8 protein-coding genes and 1 pseudogene are annotated in these 17,549 nt (G+C 64.9%); 3 read left to right on the top strand and 6 right to left on the bottom strand.

The genetic code is table 11. The features are described 5' to 3' along the window. Positions 1 to 168: 168 nt before the first annotated feature. Positions 169 to 456 (top strand): annotated as a pseudogene (locus DDV73_RS06635) (transposase); the annotation flags it as partial. A gap of 167 nt (positions 457 to 623) precedes the next feature. Here the strand turns inward: DDV73_RS06635 and DDV73_RS27775 are convergent. From DDV73_RS27775 to DDV73_RS06615, 5 genes are all read right to left on the bottom strand, one after another. Further along, entirely contained in the window at positions 624 to 911 is a 288-nt protein-coding gene (locus DDV73_RS27775; protein WP_154402637.1) for a hypothetical protein, read from the bottom strand. 74 nt (positions 912 to 985) lie between these two features. Beyond that, positions 986 to 7,408 (bottom strand): RHS repeat-associated core domain-containing protein, encoded by a 6,423-nt coding sequence (locus tag DDV73_RS06630; protein WP_109506460.1) that lies wholly within the window; start codon positions 7,406 to 7,408, stop codon positions 986 to 988. Next, complete coding sequence (locus DDV73_RS06625; protein WP_161962307.1) at positions 7,405 to 8,985, bottom strand: laminin G domain-containing protein; 1,581 nt, start codon at positions 8,983 to 8,985, stop codon at positions 7,405 to 7,407. The genes DDV73_RS06630 and DDV73_RS06625 overlap by 4 nt, the downstream gene beginning before the upstream one ends. Continuing rightward, entirely contained in the window at positions 8,982 to 11,075 is a 2,094-nt protein-coding gene (locus DDV73_RS06620; protein WP_154402635.1) for a hypothetical protein, read from the bottom strand. The genes DDV73_RS06625 and DDV73_RS06620 overlap by 4 nt, the downstream gene beginning before the upstream one ends. A 178-nt stretch (positions 11,076 to 11,253) precedes the next feature. Then, positions 11,254 to 12,927, bottom strand: a complete 1,674-nt coding sequence (locus DDV73_RS06615; protein ID WP_161962306.1) for a LamG domain-containing protein — start codon at positions 12,925 to 12,927, stop codon at positions 11,254 to 11,256. Positions 12,928 to 13,288: 361 nt separating this feature from the next. Here DDV73_RS06615 and DDV73_RS06610 point away from each other — a divergent pair, with 361 nt between their 5' ends. Then, on the top strand, positions 13,289 to 14,074 hold the full coding sequence (locus tag DDV73_RS06610) for a hypothetical protein (RefSeq protein WP_154402633.1): 786 nt from the start codon (positions 13,289 to 13,291) through the stop codon (positions 14,072 to 14,074). 147 nt (positions 14,075 to 14,221) lie between these two features. Continuing rightward, the gene (locus DDV73_RS06600; RefSeq protein ID WP_154402632.1) at positions 14,222 to 16,393 is read left to right on the top strand and encodes a hypothetical protein; all 2,172 of its coding nucleotides are present in this window, start codon (positions 14,222 to 14,224) and stop codon (positions 16,391 to 16,393) included. A gap of 76 nt (positions 16,394 to 16,469) precedes the next feature. Here DDV73_RS06600 and DDV73_RS06595 read toward each other — a convergent pair whose 3' ends face one another. Beyond that, entirely contained in the window at positions 16,470 to 17,528 is a 1,059-nt protein-coding gene (locus tag DDV73_RS06595) for a sulfotransferase family protein (RefSeq protein WP_240617158.1), read from the bottom strand. Positions 17,529 to 17,549 lie beyond the last annotated feature (21 nt).

The raw sequence follows: 17,549 nt of genomic DNA, 5'->3' as shown, positions 1-17,549 counted from the left end.
TACTCAGCGATCTGCACCGCCGTCGCTCCCGAGCCCGTCCGCACCCGCCTCACCCACGCCACGACCCCGAGCGTAGGGCACCAATTAGTGCCTCATCCACCCGCCCGCCGACCTATCCCTGCAGGTCAGCGGCCTGCGGGCCGGGGAATCACGACAGGGTGTCCGAACTCAGGCCTGACCAACCTCCCCCTACAGGGCTTCGACCAGAACCAGATCTGGTGCGCCATCGTGATGCTCGCCGTCGAGCTCACCGCCTGGATGCAGATCCTCTCCCTGCACGACCACGCCGCCCGCAGGTGGGAACCCAAACGGCTCCGGCTGCGGTTGTTCACCATCCCCGCCACCCTGGCCCGCACCGGCCGCCGGCTCCTGCTGCACCTGGCCGACAAGGCACCCTGGGCGAACCTCGCCCAAGACGGCGTCCACCGGCTCGTCGCCCTCGCCGCCCCCGGCTGACCACCAGCCCGACCGTCCCGACAACCCCGCGACACCACCGGCCAGTGGAACCGCGCCCACCCGAGGCGACACCCGGGCAACTGTCGGCGCCACCAGACACAATCAAACCCAGACTGCGTCCCACACGCGGCCACCACGCCCGTCAGCCGACCGATGAAAGATTCGGGCTAGTGCGGCAGATCCTTCGAAAGCAGATCCGCGTCCCACAATTCATCGAGTCGATGGAAGAACAACGCCAGATTGCTTTCCAAACGCAGCCGTTCGTCCGGCGTTAGATCGCGAAGCGGATCGTCCACCTGCAAGCCAGCAGGCAGCGGACCAGTCGAGCCGTAGTAGTGCTTGCACGTGGGGCACCAGATGTATGAAATCAGAGTCTGCGCGCCCGGCCTGCGGCCCTCGTAACGGTAGTGCCGAACGACGCCATTGCAGTTCGGACAGCGCCAGCCACCTGGCATGACCGCAGTCTGGCGCGTCTCCGCCAGACGACCCACCTGCTCAGCGCTGAAGTTCCTCCACGGAAGCATAGCGATCACCGCCTACGACGGAGGAATTCCTCAAGCATCTTCAGGCCGTATTCCTCCGCTTCTGCCTCAGACCCGCCGACACCACGTAGGGCAAAGTTTTTGTGATGGAAGACCTCATGGAAAATAGTAGTCACTGCTTCCTCCAGGCTCCTGAGCCCCATGTCCGAGATTTGGATAAGCGGGCGTCCGCGCGGACCTCGGTAAGGCTGGCCGTGATATGTATGCGGGCTGTTGCCGTACGCAGGTGCTCCAGCTGGCGTAGTAATGACTCGTTCGTGGACAAGGTCATAGTCGCGCACGCTCATCCCACACTGCCCAAGGCAACGCTTGACCTTGTCAAGGCTAACTTCTGGACCGTCGTGTCCGCCAGGCGCCCGCTGGGACTCCCCTCGGTAGGTCCCTGAGGCTCTCCTCCTCGCCCCGTCACCGGCTTCGTCTGACCCCTTCCTCATCAGGGTGCCCAGCATCTTCATGGCGTTGCCTACTCGCGGCAGCAGCCTCGGACCGCTGGTCAACGCCTTGAAGATGCCCACGCCCGGGATGAAGTAGCTGGCTACGCGGCCACCCGTGAAGGGACTCAACACGCCGGTCGTGTCGTAGCCAGCCTTCTCGGCGACGTACGTGACGCCGCCTTCCAGGTTGGACTCAAGCTTGACATGCTCAAGCCCAGGCACCTTGCGCTTGGCGTCGGCCGCAAGCATGTTCGCCACACCGTCGACGCCGCCTGCGACTTCAGCCGCCGCGCCGAGAAGTACCTCGCCGCTAATTTGATCACGCCAGGAGCGCTCTGGGGGATCGGGCGTCGGCGCCGGTGGCGGAACGTAGGCGGGCGATCCGCCGCCCGGGCTATCGAGCAGAATCAGGCCGGTGGGGTCGGTCTTGTTGACGGGGTCACTGTTGGAGTACGTGAAGCCGTTCAATGACTGGCCGTCGGCGGTATCCATCAACGGGTCGAGGGAGAGAAAGCGGCCGGTTTGGGCGTCGTACTCACGTGCACCGATGTGGGTCAGCCCAGTGACATCGTCGTACGGCTTGCCGAGGAAACCCTTGTCATCAACCCAGGTGTCGACGCCACCGCGGCTGTTGCCGAACGGGTCAGTGAAGCGCTTCTTGGCCTCCATAGTCGACGCTCGAATGGTGGCATTGCTGGTTCCATGCGGATCCGCTGCCATGAATGTGAGCTGATTTCCACTCACGCCCTGCTTCGCGGTTCGAACGGCTACAGTTCCTGCCGGATGCGAGTAGTAGCGCCTCGCTGAGATCTCATACTTTGGCGTTGTCGCTGTCCCGGTCTTGATGAGCTCGATCTCGGTAGAGCCGAGGTAGATGGTCGTCTTGCCATCCTTGTAGCCGGCCGGCCGTTTGATGAACAGATTGCCATCCGCGTCGTAGAGGTGCGCGTAGTAGACACTTCCTGGGGCGCCCTCCTCGCCAACCTTTGCGCTCGACAGCTTCCCCTCACTGTTCCACGTCGTGGCGCGCGGCGTGCCGTCCTCGGTATGCGACGCAGTGATGTTGCCTGTCGGATCGTTGCAAGCTGCTCGCTTGACTCCGTCGACCTGGACGTAGGCAAGCGTGTGCGGACCGCGATCACTACCTGGGCACGTGCCGTCATATGCGTAGGTGGTCACCGAATCAGTGCCATCAGCAGTTGTCGCGTGCTGTGTCCAGCTCGCTCGCGCGCCACCCTTCTTGTAGGCGTAGGTATGCCGGTACGCGCCGGGACCGCCCAGCTTGTCTGACGCCTTGTGTGTGCTGGAGCAGTCGGCAACCGGATCGACGTTGGGCTCGCTCGAGACGATGGTCGAGTCAGGATGCGGCGTCCATGCCTCCTTCAAACGCTGATACGCGTCATAGGTGAAGCACAGGTTGTCGCGCCCGGAGCCTTCGATCACAGTAGACGAATCAGCGCGATCGGTGATCGACGTGATCTGATCGGCGTCGTTGTACGCGTAGAACTGGTCGGTGATGTGCTTCTCATGCGTCTCGGCAACCACGTCGTAACGCGTCATGCGCCGCAGGCCGTCGTACTCATAGAGCATCTGGGCCTTGACCAGGCTGCTCCGAGAGTTGGCAAGATCGACGGCCGACAGGTCGCCAAACGGGCTATAGCTGGTGTTCGTCACGACGGCCGAGGTCGCGCCCGAGAAGATCTCATCGACCAGGCCGAGCCGCTCATCGTCGTACTTGAACTGAATGATTTCCTGCGGCAATCCACCCGCAGCGGGCTGCGTCGTGGAGTAGACGCTTCCGTCCCGCTGATAGTCGGTTTCGAATGTGAACGTCTTTGGGAGGTTTGCCTCGGTCACCAGCGGATCGGTCTCCGACAGGGTGATGCTGGACTTCTTCGGCTGGTAAAGCGGGCCATAGTCAAGCACGCTCTTGGTGTAGCTGCGGCCAGCCGAGACGCGAGTGGACGAGCCGACGTAGCCCTTCGCGACCGTGTCGTACTTCCAGTCCGCCAGCTTGGTTCCGGTGGCAGGGTCGAGGCCGCTGAACATCCCGGTCTTTCGGCCGAGTTTGTCATAGGTATACGACAGGCGCTTATTGGTGACGCTGCCGCCCAGGCCCTTTGCGTCGGTAGACAGCACGCGGTCGAACTCGTCGTAGGTCGTGACCGTTTGACCGCGGTCCGGATCCGTTGCACTGATCTGCCGCCCGCGAAGGTCATAGTTGTAGGTCCACTTGGCGGTCGTGCTCGCGGGGCCAATGATCTCTGACTGCCGACCATGCCTGTCGTACTTGAAGACTGTGTCCTCGTGAACGTCGCCCGTCGGAGACTCGGTTGGGTACTGGCGGCGCTCGACGACACGGCCGAGGGCGTCAGTCTGAACGAGTGTGCCGATACCACCGTTTGGCGGATGGACCACGGTCTCGTTGCCGCGGTAGGTCGTCGTCGTCGTCCGCGACTTCAAGGTGGTGCCGTTCTGCTCTACAGCCAGCAAGTAGGTGGTCTTCACCGCGACTGGTCTGTTGGCCCCATCGAAAGTCGTGTCCGTTTGGACAGCGTTGCCCTCTTCAACCATCCATCTGACGCCGCTGGGCTCGTGATCAGGGTCGAACGCGTCGGCGAAGGTCATGTACGCCTGGCCGCGGTCGTCATACCGAGTGTCGGTCAGGATACGACCGGGACCGACAGCTGGTCGCTGGGTCTGCCGCGGTCGCAAAAGCGCGTCGAAGGTCTCGTAGGTATCGATGTAATAGTCGCCGTCGCCGGTGTAGCGCGACGTACGTACCCAAGAGTCGTCAACCGGATCGCCAACCTCGTCGGCTCCGCCGAGATGGTAGGTGAACTTGTAATCGGGCTCCGCACCAAAGGGACGGTGGCCGAGCGGCGTCCAGATCGCGGTGGCGCGACCTAGCGCGTCATAGGTTGTCTCGACTCGGCGGTTGTTGGCATCGGTGACGATGGTCGGGACCATCCATGCCGGCTCCAGCTGCGTGACCGTCTTGTGCTGCAGGTCATTGATGACCTCAACCGACTGCGGAATACCTGCATCGGCCGGCATGTAGTTAGTAGTCGTCTTCGCCCCAGCCGCGTCGGTGGCGACCTTTGGGCGGCCAAGTGCGTCGTACGTGGTCGTCGACATCACCTGGATATTGGTGGTGCGGCTCGTCGTGTAACTCTTCGCTCGGCCAGTAGCAATGACGTGGGTGCTGAGTGGCGTCTGGCCAGCCCAAGCCGTCCCGCCCCCTTCGTAGCGGACGAGGTTGTCGCTAATTATGTCTCCGGGGACATTCGTATCCGTCGACAAAACCGGAGTGGCGTTGGAACACGGGACTGCCACAGTCTGGTTGCGCCACAGAAGGCCGCTCAAGCCGCGAGCGGCGTTGGCTGCGTAGGACAGCCGAGTACAAGTCCTGTCGGTTGGTGATGCCGACGGCCTTTCTACCGTCCAACTGTCGACGGACGTCGGCAGGCCAACATCGGTGGTGCGGCCAGCAACCTCCTGGATCGCCTGCTTCCAATACGGCGTAGCCTCACTTGTTACGCGAATCTGCTTGACAATTTTGTCCGGCCGCACTGCGACAGCACGGACTGTGACTGCGCTGATGTCCTTGTCGTCTTCCGTCCCTGGCAGGTCGAGCCTGCTCGCGGCGTGAGACATGGATGCGGTTTGCTTGGACCACGGCCTGTTAACGGTGGACGAGACCGGTGCGCCAGTGTCACCCGTTCTGGTCACCCCGCTATAGAGGACTGATTCATAGGCCATGCCCGCGAACTCGTCGGAGTCGGCGACCTCGGGTGCCGCCTCGGTCAATCCTGCGACCTTCGCTGCGACGCGGCTTGACTTGCTTGCCGCCAAGTCGCCGTCCATGCCGCGGAAGTAGGCGGCTGTCGTCTTGCTCCGGTCAGGTGCCGCAGCATCGCCGACCAAGGTGCTCACCTTCCCGTAGCCGCGCCACTGCGACCACGTTCGGTAGTCGTCAGCGACAGTCGCGTCCTCGTCATAACGCCACGCGGCGCCACCTTCGTACTCGTAACTCGTGGTAACGGTGTCTGCCGTGGTGGTGTCCTTCTCACGGACACTGGAGACGACGTACTTGTGGAACCAGTCGATCTTTGGATCGCCGCCGTACGGCGCCCAGTAAGTCGGGAAGCACCGCTTCGTGTTCTCTGCAGCCGCCTTCACCGAGTCACCCCCGTTAGGCGTCACGGGGTGCGTGCCCGCTGTGCACTCGGCCGGCGCGTACCCGACCTGGGTGATAGCGCCAGTCTCCGAGATGATCGTGCTGAGTCGCGGCCGGTTCAGCGGGGCCATCCCGTCACCGGTCTTGTCGACCCGGTTCGACATCGCATCGGATTCCCACGCCAGACGAGTCGGGCGGGTCGTGATCGGTTCTCCGACTCGGCCGCTGTGCTGGATCGAGCTCAGCCACAAGACCTGGTCTGTGGTGTCTCCGACGTCACCGGGGTCGAACCAACTGTGCTGCATGGTCCAGCGATCCACCTCGCGGAACTCGGTTCCCGTCCACAAGCCGGTTGTGACCTGACTGAGGAGCCGGCGGGTGAAGAACGTCGGCGCCGGCACGTTTGCGCACTTCGGGTCCTCGAATGGGTAGGTCGTGTCGGCGTTGCGGATCTGATCCGCGCTGCACAACGAGTCGAAAGGCACGTCCGGCCATTTGGCCTGGGTTGCCGCAGTCAGCGAACTGCAGTCCGCGGCAAGACACCGCTCTTCGGTCAGGAAGCGAACCTGCTGCGGGCCGGCGCTATACAGGTTGTCGGAACGCTGTCCGTATTCGATCCGCTTCAGGTAACTGCCGCGATCGTACTCGACCGGGTTGGTCTCCTCGCCGCCCTTGGCGTAGAAGTTCTGTTCCTTCTGATACCAGTACGACGCTGCATTGCCGTCGAGGTCGGTGACCAAGTCGAGATTCCATCGCCATCCCTGCGTGCAGAGGGAGTCGGCGAAGGTCGCGCCGTGGCAGGCCTCGGCGGCAGGGCGGCTGAACGGGTTGTCAGGGTCGGACGCATCGTCGGTGTAGACGGGGACAACCAGGGTCGAATCGGTTTCCGCCTTGCCGGTCTCCCATCCAGGCAACCGGTTGAGACCGAAGGTGTACTTGGTCCCGTCGGTCGTCGTCAACTGCCAGTGCTCGCCGTACTTCGCACCGTTGGCAGCGCCTTGAAGGCGTCGGATGATCGACCCGTCGTCCGACTTCAGCTTGAACTCGGTATCCGAGACACGGACGAGCGGGTTCGCCTGACCGTTGAGGACGAGAGTCAGGTGTTCACCACGCCAGCACAGGTCGTGCTTCTTCTCGTGTCCGTCCTGATGGCACGAGCCATAGTTGCGCTCAACGTAGGAGTTCGTTATGTCGAAGCCTTCACCGAGAGGCGAGGTTTGGTTGTTGGTTACCGCGGTCCGGCCGTCGACCGACCCCGAGTCGTACGCGATCGACAACTGAGGCACGGGTCCGGCAGCCGCCGGAACCACCCGGAGCGGATGTGACCATGTGAACGACCCTGAGGAACCGCCAGCGGTCCACGTCGACGACGGGGCCAACGAGGTCGCCTTGTAGTCGCCGCCGCCCGGGCGACCCATCGTGCCACCGGGGCCCGGATCGGTGTCCGCTGCCAGTTGCGCACCGACGACCTGATCGACTCCAGCCTTTTGGCCGGACCGCAGTGCCGCCTGGGCGGCCTTGTCCCGCTTGCTCTTGGCGACCTGCTCTGCGAGTGCGGTCTGGCCATTGGACCGGGACGCCTCCCACTGCTTCAGCGCCTTGTCCCACTCAGCGCGTCCGTCTGCACGATCCACCGGTCCACCGCGAGCGATCGGCGCCTCGTCGCGACGTGGCTGGTGAGCGGTCGCCGCGGCGGCGGACGTTGACGCATCCGGGACAAGGAGCCCGGCGAACAACGTCGCGGTTGCTGCCACCCCCACAACCGCACGGCGGGGTGCTCGGATCTTGATCCTCATGGCGTCACGACCTCATTCAGCTGGGTAAGTTGACCGATTCCGGACAGCTGCGTCGCGTCCATAGCGCCTGCCCACAACTGCACCTTCTGGATGGCGCCGTCGAAGCGGCCGGCCTGGCTGTCCGCCCCCCAGCCGACATAGAAGCTTCCAGAGCCCTGCACTGGTTTGGTGAAGGTGATGCTGCCGCGTTCGTCGCTGCCTTCGAAGACGGTCAGCTTCTGGTTGATGGAGTCATAGACAGCGTTCACCGTCGTCTGATCGACCGACGCTTGCTCACTGAACGCATCCTCGTCGGCAACCTGCGGCTCAGCGCCGGCCAGAATCGGCTTCTCCCACCGACCCACTGCCCAGTACCCGGCCACTGGCTCACCGACCCCAGACTTCTTGACGAACCACAGCGCCCAACTCGACTGCCCAGGTCCCGCGGACTGACCCATGATTCGGGCTTGATGCCCGGCCGGCTTATCGATTAGGTCGGCCAGGTCAACATCAACGATGGCGCTCAGGGTAAAGGAGCCGGTCTCGTCCAAGAACGGACCAGCACCGGTTAGTGAGCCCGACGCGCCGTCCATCACCATGCCGCGCTGATTGTCGAACGACACTCCGGAAGCTGACTTTTGGAGAGTGCCTCGTCCGAAGTAGGACTGGTCCGCCATACCGGCGATGCTCGCGTCCCAGCTGCCGACCAGCGAAACCAGACTCCCTCCAGTGGCCTCAGACGGGTCTTCGTTGCCACCATAGGGATTCCGGTCAGCATATGTGGCTCGAGTCAACATGAAGTCCGCGTCGATGGCTTGGTTCCAGACCCGTACCTCGTCAACGAGGCCATTAAAGGCATAGAACGGGCTCTTGCCGACGACGAGCGGCCCACCCGTCGTCTGTGGCTTCTCTGCAGCCGTCAACACCCTCTCACCGGCAAAACGGCCGTTGATGTAGAGGATGAGCTTGTTCGCAGAACTGTCGTACACCCCGGCGACATGCGTCCATGCATTCTTGATAGCCGCATTGTCCGGCCCTAGCACCGTGGCGCACTTACGCCCTTCCACAGTCGTATAGCTCCAGCACATGCCCCAGGTGTTCTGTGCCCGCTGGTATCGCAGGTCCACGCCAGCGGAATTGTCCGCATTGAACTGCGACAGAATGGCTCGGGCCGGGGACTCACCGTCCTTGAGATAGACCCAGGCGCTCACGGAAAACGAGCTCGCAGTGGTCAGCACCTTCGCCGCAGTCTGTGCGTGCTCGACACCCGAGAAGGTGAGGGAGGTGTCCATCCGCTCCTGCACCTCGCCCGCGGGCGGAGGCATCTTGCCAGCGCGGCCGGGTCCGTCCTCGGACCAGGTAGTCGCCCAGCCATGCAAGGACAGAGGATTCTTGGTGGTGCCTGACGGGTTGGAGTCTGGCGCGATTCGACCCACGCCGGACTGGACCACCAGGTTCATGTCCCAAAGTCCGGCCTCCTTGGGGACTGCGACGTAGAACCGCTCGCTTGCCTCTTCACTAATCCGCCCGGTGCCGACCGAATCCTTAGCTCGCGCGTAGATGTTGTATGCGCCGTAGGCCTTGGGCGTGGCCCTCACCGTGCCAGTCTGTCCGGACATCGTGACGGCACCCACGTCCCCCGTGCCACCCAGCCTTGCTTCGTAACCTGTCCCGGGGCTTGACTCGTGCCACTGGTCTCGCCGGGTTTCAGCGTAAAAGTTCCCGCTATGCCTGGTCCACCGCGATCAAGCCGCCCGGTCTCGTCGGTCTCGATAACGTACGGAGCTCCACCGGTGATGACCGGCGCAGGTGGCGCATCTGGATCGATCCTGAAATGACACCACTTTCCTTCGTCTGGCGTCCAGGAACCTGACTCCAGTACGCCCGAAATATAATCGCCTGCGGAGTTGCGATAGGTGTAGTGTGTGCGCGTCAATGCGCGCATCCGGTGCAAGCCCTTCGTGAGGGTCCTTCCAAGAACGGCCAAATCGAGGACCTCACGCACATTGTCCTTGCCCCACGGACTAGTCGAGGGTGAGTAGGAGTACGGAACTTCGTTTCCGCCAAGCGCGTCCTGCCAAACGCCATCGACCAGCGACTGCGCCTGGAACTTGATTTGAAGATGCGGGTCTGCTGGGTCGAGGCCATTGAACTTGGTTTGCGGGGTGGCGGCGAATTTGGGCTGCTGCGAGGCGATGAATGGAGCATCGTCGGCTTCCGCACAACGCGGGTCCTTGCCGCTCATGACGCCGACCTGAGATGGCGCCTTAGGATAGCGAGCGTACGAGACACTCAACACGCCGGCCTGGCTGAAACGCTTCCACGCCCGCTGATCAGCCTCATCCTTCGCTTTGAGCCGAAGGGTGATGTAGTCAGCTGAGCCGGATGCCAAGCTTGCCGCCGCTGACCTCAGGGCCTCGCTGCTGAACTCGATGTCCGCCTGTCCAGCGCACTCTCCGCCCCATCCGTTAGCGCCGGTGTAGTCATCGATGAATGAGATTGCCCCAGTACCTGGCCAGTTCGTTCCGCTGTTGACGTTGCCCGTCCGATGGAGTTCCACCGTCCGCGCGTCGCACGACATGGAGAAGACGTTCCGCACCCTGAACTCAGCGTGAAGCACCTTGTCGACGTCTCGCAGGTCGCCCTGATCAAACTTGTAGAAAAGGCGCTTGACGTACGGACCCGCGCAGAACGTCGTGTATGAGGTCGGGCAGCGTCCCATCCCCTCGTCGTCCTGGAACTGCCAAGCCTTCTCGCCGTCACTGCGAAGCATGAGTCGCGCGTACGTATCAATGCCGTCCCATGGATCGATGTACACCGGGAATACGGTGTCAGGGCCAGTCAAGAGGTTCGCGTCAGGAGTCACCTCAAGTGCGCCTCCCGTCACCGACACCGGCATCTCGGCTACCTGATCGTGCGGAGAAGGCGCATCTTCTGGATCCTCGATGCTGCCTTCGATGCCTTCATCGAGCCGTGCTTGACCGCCCGACGGCTTCGCCAACCTGCCCGAGACAGGCTGCTCATCCCCGGTTGAGTCCCACATGGTCGCCTGCGCAGTAGAGAAGACTGCTGCGCCGCTTGCCGGATCAACGAAGGTCGCGCCGCCGCCGGTCCGTGGCACGAGTCGCCCATGGACTCCCGTTGCCGGATGCGTCAGCTTCCTGAGTGCCGGGTTTGCAGCCCCTGCTCGCGTCTTGACGACGTACACCTCGCGGTACCCCTCGGGTGTCGCGGTGAGCTTGAGGTCAACGCCAGGGAAGACCTCGGAGTAGGTGGCTGTGTCCCCATCGAGGATGGGGTCCTTGAGTTTGCCCTCCAGCGTGAGTGAGATCTTGTGGCCCAGGTAGCTCATCGAGAGGGTGCTGGTATCCGCTGACGGGAAGACGAGGTCGACGGCGGATGCGCGCGGCCGCACCCGTCCGGCGTCCTTCACCAGCACGGTGTCGATGGGCGCGAGTCGGCCGCTGCTGTCGCGCCCGAACATCGGGACGGTGGACCGCTCTTGCGTAAACGTCGTGCCGCCCGGGTTCGCGAAGGTACGCCCGTACTCGGTGCGCTTGTCGACCACCTCGACGCGCTCACCGGCGGCAGTTGCCTGTGCGAAGGCACGCGCCTCGGCGGAGAGCGAGGGTGCAACCGGCGGCGGGCCCTGCGCGTCAACAGGGCTTTCAGCAAAGACCAAGAGCATTGCCGGTAGTGGCATTGCCGCTAGCAGAGCGCATGCGCGCAAGAACTTCCGGCGATTCATGTCCCCCACGAGGAATCCTCCATGATCAGATGCGAGTCGGTGCACGCTACCCCGGCAGGGCGCGTTGTGTACTTGGATTGCAGCAAGCTGCAGATCGAGGGGCTGACCGGCAACCAGATCAGCCGTTGAGGATGTCGTTCTCGCTCATCTGACCGGCGTACAGGGCGAAGTCGTGGATGGTGCCAGTCATGGGCGCGGGTGTTCCGGCGACGGTGCCGGAGCCGAGGACCACGCCGCCGCGGGCGATCCAGGGCGTGCCGACAGTAACCTCGAACGACTCACCGTCCTTGCGGACCGGGGCGCCGTTCTCGTAGAAGCGGAGGGTGCCGGCTGCGTCGTAGGTGACAACCAGCGTGTTCACCGCCAACGGAGCTTCGGCGCGCCACTCGGCAACCGTCACGTCCGCACTGACGGAGTCGGCGAAGGGGCGGCTGAACCGCCAGACCGGCCCGGAGTCGGTGGGCACGAAGGCGAGGGACCAGGCGTCGGTGTTGGTGCCGGCCTGCCGCGCGACGACCTGTGGCGCGCTCACGTCGTTGATCGCGACGTCGACCTTGACCGTGTAGGCACCGGTGCTGTCGATGACCGGCTTGGGTGTACTCGCGGAGGCGGCACCCGACGGTCCGACGACCAGGGCACCGGCACTGAACGCGTCGCCCTGGACACCGTTGAGCGTGAGCGCGCCGTCGAAGACCTCGTCGGCTGCCTGGCCCGCCGCCGCCGGGTCCTCCATGCGCCACCGGCCGGCGGCCGCGGCGACCGGGTTGTCGTTCACGCGAGGGGCTGCGAGCGTCGCGATGTCGGCCGACGGCAGCACGGTCTGGTAGACGCGCAGGTCGTCGACCGACGCGCGCATGCAGCGGAAGGCGCGTCCGCTCCACTTGTCGCATCCGACCCACAAACCGGTCCCGGCCCACGGCGTGCCGGAGAACTTGAGCGTCCCCTGCGGTCGCCCGTTGACGAAGAGCCGCATCTTGTTGGTGGCCCGGTCGTACGTCGCCGCGACATGGCTCCAGACTCCTGAGGGGCGGCCCGACACCGACGCGATCGACTGCTTGCTCGAGGACGCGTCCTTCGGGTAGCGGCCCGCACGCCACTTCCCATCGGCGCGGTCCCACCACACCGACAGCGCGCTGACGTTCTGGCCCGGCGAGGAGAAGACCGTCGCCAGTGACGCCTCCTTGTCGAGCCGGACCCAAGCGGCGACGGAGAAAGACTTGGTGGTGTCGATTACGGCCGGGCCCGCGGTCGCCGGGCCATAGCCGCGACCGTCGAAGCGGATGGCGCCGGCCAGCCTGCCCCTCGCCGACCAGCCGGCCGCCGGACCCAGGGTGAGCGGCGCCGGGACACTGCCGGTACTGGCCGCGGACTCGCCGCTCTGCTCATCGAGGGTCCATAGACCCGTCGGCCTGATCGGGCCGACCAGGAAGGCGTACGTCGAGTCCGGGCTCGGCACCCCGGAGCTGTCGATCGCCTGCACGACGAGCCGATGGAGCCCCTCGTCCGCCCGGTACGGCGGGAGTGTCGTCGTACCCGAGGCGTCAGCGGCGACCCGGCCGGAGTCGCCGCCGGTCGGTCCTTGGAAGTTGTAGGCCAGGGTCAGACCGGGCGTCGCCACGGCTTTGAAGGTAAAGGAGCGACCGGCGTGCGGATTCTCCGGGCACGACGTCGGCTCCTGCGGGGTCGCGCACTCCTGGACGCCGGGCTCAGCGACGATCGTGGGCGCCGGTGGCGGGGCCACGGCGGCAACCGGCGGAGCCAGCGTCGCCGCCGAAACCACCGCGGTGAGCACAAGCGCTCCACCGGCTACGGACTGAACCCATCGACGTCTGGCCATCGTCGCCACCCCCGTGTGTAAAGACGTTGGGCGCGACCATACGGGAGCCGTGCGGCACGTCCAAGCGGCTATCCACAGGTGGTCTAGACCAGTGGCGGGGGCCGTCGTGTGTATTCCGAGTACGCGGCGCCCGAGTGGGAAGTACGCTGCCGCGACCGTTCTTTGCAGGGGAAACCAAATGACTCATGATTCCATGCCGCCGCCGGGGCCGCCTCCATTCGATCCCGGGCCGCCGCAGCAGCCACCTCAGCAGACCTATCCGCCCGGCACGTCGTATCCGGCGCCGCCGTACCACGCAATGTCGCCGTACCAACCCGTGCAGCCGAAGCCGAACCGATGGGCGTTCGCGATCACGATTCCGCTGGGTGTGCTGATGGTGTTCGTGCTGGCAGCGATCCAGATCCCGCGCAGCACGGAGCCGGCGTCGTTCGTCCTTGGCCAGGCGTCCGCGTGGGGAATGATGCCGGCCGTGGCGGTCGCGCTGCTTGTCTTCTTCCTTCCGAACCGGGTGCCGTGGTGGCTCTATGGGCCGGCGGTCATCGTCGGCGCTGCCGGCCTCTTCGTCCTCAGCTCGTTCGGGCCGAACGCCGAGCCAACGGCATCCGGGCGCACGGAGGAGCGAGCCGGTCTCCAGCTCCCGGCCACCAGCGGTGACTGGCAACTCGACCGAAGTGAGGCGACGAAACGCCACTTCGAGGCTCAGAAGACGCGCGCGCGGAGCGAGCTTGGAGATGACGTCACGATCGTCGCTGGACAGTACCTCCATGGCGACGACCACACCCGGCGGATGGGATTCAGTGGGGTGGTCACGCAGCCCGGGACCGGCCTGGACGACGAGATCAAGGACTCCCCCTCCCGTGCCACCCGCAACTACATGGCCGGAGCAGGTTTTGACGACATCGACTACTTCGACGCCGGTCCTCAAGGCGGCGCGCTCGCGTGCGGCAAAGGCAGCACAGGTCAGGCGAAGGGGGTAGTCATGTGCACCTTTACAGCGGCAGGTCGACAGGGCACCACTGCCTTCACGCCTGGCACAGTCACCGTCGAGGAAGCGGCCGAGCTCACCCGTGAGTTCCGTGCGGACGTCGAGATTCCGGGGTAACGCACCGCCGCTGGTCAGCGATGTTTGACGTGACGATCGCACATGCAAGCGTCCACCACGACACCATCAGGGACAAGTGGGAGCTCGCGGCGAGGCAGCCAGTTCGCGACGGCGGCTCGTGCCTGGCGTTGTCATTAGGATGTGCCGGTGACGCAGCAAGATCACCACAGCGTGGGGCTAGTGGCATCCGCCGATCGGTTGATCGACCGACTTGAGCGTGATGTTCCAGATGTTATGCCGCAGCGCGTGCTAGCCGTCCTCAAGGAACTGCGTGCGGCCGGCCGCAAGCCGCGTGCACGCCGCCTGGCGAAGCTTGCCGCAGCGAGGTTCCAGGACCATGGCGCACTCCTTGGTGAGATCGCCGCGCTCTACGAGCAAGACGGTCAGCACGCCGACGCAGCTCTTGTGCATGAACGGCTGTTGACAGTCAGCCCCGATCCGCACGCAGCAAGGCTGAAGTTGCTGCTCTCCGCACTCGAGTCGGCCGGCGCGACTACCGAAGTACTCGATGCAGCCTGCCAGGACGCCGTCCGCTCCAACCCGGGAGCGACGGCTCCCGTCGACACCTGGGTCGCCAGACTCCAATCAGCCGGCGAGGTCAGCATCGACAGGCGCCTGAGCGACCTCCAGGCGGAGACCGACACACCACTTGTCGGCGTGCTGCTCCGACTGTTGGGAGGGCCGTCCGCCGCCACGGTGCGGGAGGAGCACGCGGCCAAGGTCAAAGCCTTCCTGCACTCGGACAACGCCCAACTCTGTGCACGCGCCTGGGCCGACTACGCCGCCCTGCGAGTGCTTGACGCGGCAGAGTGCGAGGCCTTGGCCAGGATCCCGATCGCGCACGTCAACCTCTACTTTCTGGCCCAGCCTCCACGCATCGTGTCCTTCGAGCAGGCCTCGGCCGAGCTCGACCTCTCCGACGAGGCACTGCGGTGGTGGCAGGACGAGTTCCTACGGCCGGACTTGCCTGAGCCTGATGACCGCCTGTTCGTCACCGCCCGCGCTCGGGAGATCACCGAGATCAATGACGCGCACGTCGCTTTCCATACCCGCGCGATTCGCGAGGGACGACTAGTACTCCGCGACCCCTACACCGGAGTCGAGTTGGAGCCGTTCGACACGACCATTCCGTTCGGCCGGACGACGTACTCCTTCGGAGACCGCGAGCTCACCTTCCTCGTGGCCGGCGCCGAGGGGAGCAAGGCGATCTGTCTCCTCCTGCCCCGACATAACGTGATGATCGACCTCGGTGCCGAGATGTGGCGGCGCATCACTCCGCTACGAGTCGCCAACCTCCAGGCCCAACTGCTGAAGCGAGTAGCTGCCCGCTCGGCCGAGTACGCCGAGGCCGTCGCCACGCGCCATCAACCGGTAGCGCAACGAACGGTGGTAGTGGTCACCCTGACGGTGGAGAACTTCGCACACCATCTCTGGAACACCTTCTCAGGCTTCCAGCGAGCCATCGACCACGGGCTGGTCGATCGCATCGACGAGGTCCACGTTGGTGGAACCGAGTTCTTCGGACCGTTGGTGAACCTGTTTCCGGCACTTGCGGACAGCCGCATCGTCGAGACCGAGCGCGAGGCGGTGCGCGACCCATACCCGTTCTCCCGGGACCACCTGGTGGTCCCACTCGCTGCGTACTTCATCCGGCGCTCACTGGTAGACCAAGTGGTCGAACAGATGCGAGCACTCCCCAATACGACCGGTTCCGCAGAGCTACCGCCCGAGCGTGAACGACCCTTCCCGACAATCTGGATCGGGCTCAGAGTCGGCAGCCGCTCATGGGTGGACCAAGAACACGAAGTTCCGTGGCTGATCGATGCTGTGCATGAGCGTCACCCAGATGCCCTCTTCCTTCTGGACGGGTACTCCTATCCAGTCGGACGCGACCTCATCTCACACAAGTGGCAGCCGTTGATCGAGGCGCTGCACGCCTTGGCCAGCGAGATCCGACGCCGTGCCTCGCGGCCGGACCAGGTCCTGGATCTCGTCGGCAACACGATGCGAGAGAGTGCGCTGTGGGCCGCCGCGACCGACGTGTACGTCGCACCCAACGGAACCAGCCAACACAAGGTCGGCTGGCTGACCGACGGACCCGGCCTGTCTTACGGTCCACCCGGGCTGCTGAACCTGCCACCCGAGCAGCGGCCCGGCGCGTATGAGTCGGAGGGCCGACCGGTGCCAATCACGGTGTTGGGCGAACCGGTCGACTCAGGAATGCGGCGCAGCGCCACCGATATCCGGATCGACCTAGAGAACATTCGACTCGATCGGAACGAGATCCTCTCTCGCGTGCTCGAACTGTGTCACCGCTGAACCCTGACCTGCTACGCCGCCGACATCACTCGCAAGTTCCGCGCGGATGTCGAAGCGCCGGAATGACCACCTGCGGTTAGCGGTGTTTGAGGACCCTCCGGGCAGCGCGACGGACCGGGGCGGGGATACGGGCTCGGAGGTCGTGGGGGATGCGGTCGACGGCGCGGCGCGAGGCGGGGGCGCCGATGGAGCCGTCGCCGGAGGGGGCGGGGTGCTCGGCGAGTGCTTCGCGGCGGGCGCGGGTGGTGGCGGCGACGACGACCGACTTCGAGATCGCCTCGGCTTCGTCGTACAGCTCGGTGTACGACGCCCGCACCTCGTCAAGTACGCCGTGCACCTCGGCCGTATCTCCCTCGGGAGAGGCCAGCAGGTTGAGCTGCTCCCAGCCGGTGCGGGTGAGGTCGAGGAGGCGCGGCGGGAGCTCGAGGTCGTCCCAGTCCAAGGTCACCCGGCGCAGGGACGGGTCGACGAAGCCGTCGATCCGCGCAGCTGCAGAGTCGGAGATCCCCGCCAGCGTCGACAGCTTCAGCGAGGTGCCGACGGTCGACACGGCCGAACGCCAGTCGCCGAGGAGGTCGGCGTACCGAACGAAGGAGCGGGCGGTGCCGCGGGTGGCGAGCTCGGTGTGCAGCAGCATGTTGAGCCAGGACGCCGTCAGGTGAGCAGCGCCGAGGCGGCTCTTGTAGTACTTCTGCCGCGATCCGACCACCTCGGCCGGCGGGCGGAGCATGGTCACGAACAGCGGCTCCGCGGAGTTCGCCGTGGCGGCCTCGCGCCACAGGTCGAGGAAGTAGGAGATCCGCGGGTCCTTCACGACCAGCTCGGGCGCGACCTCGAAGTGCTCGCCGAGCCAGGCAGCGGCGGCCGTGCGCTCGGCCGGACGGTCTGCGACAGCCGCGGCTTCCGCCCAGGCCGACGGCCGGCCGTCGGCCGACGTCACGACCGCTTCGCCGAGCAGGCGCTCGTGGAAGTCGACCACCCATTGGGGCTCGCCGAAGCCCTTCGGGTTGGACTCGTCGGCGACCACCTCGGGCTGCGGCACCTGCAGACCGAGGATCGTCAGGATCCCGGACATCGTGCTGGTGCCACTCCGCCCGGCACCCGCGACGTACACGATCTTTCGCGTCTCACTCACGGGCAGAGACCCTACTGGTCA

Source organism: Nocardioides speluncae (assembly GCF_003121585.1).
Taxonomy (GTDB): domain Bacteria; phylum Actinomycetota; class Actinomycetes; order Propionibacteriales; family Nocardioidaceae; genus Nocardioides; species Nocardioides speluncae.
Note: the sequence above shows the minus strand (reverse complement) of the source record. Positions and strands in the feature narration are given on the sequence as shown.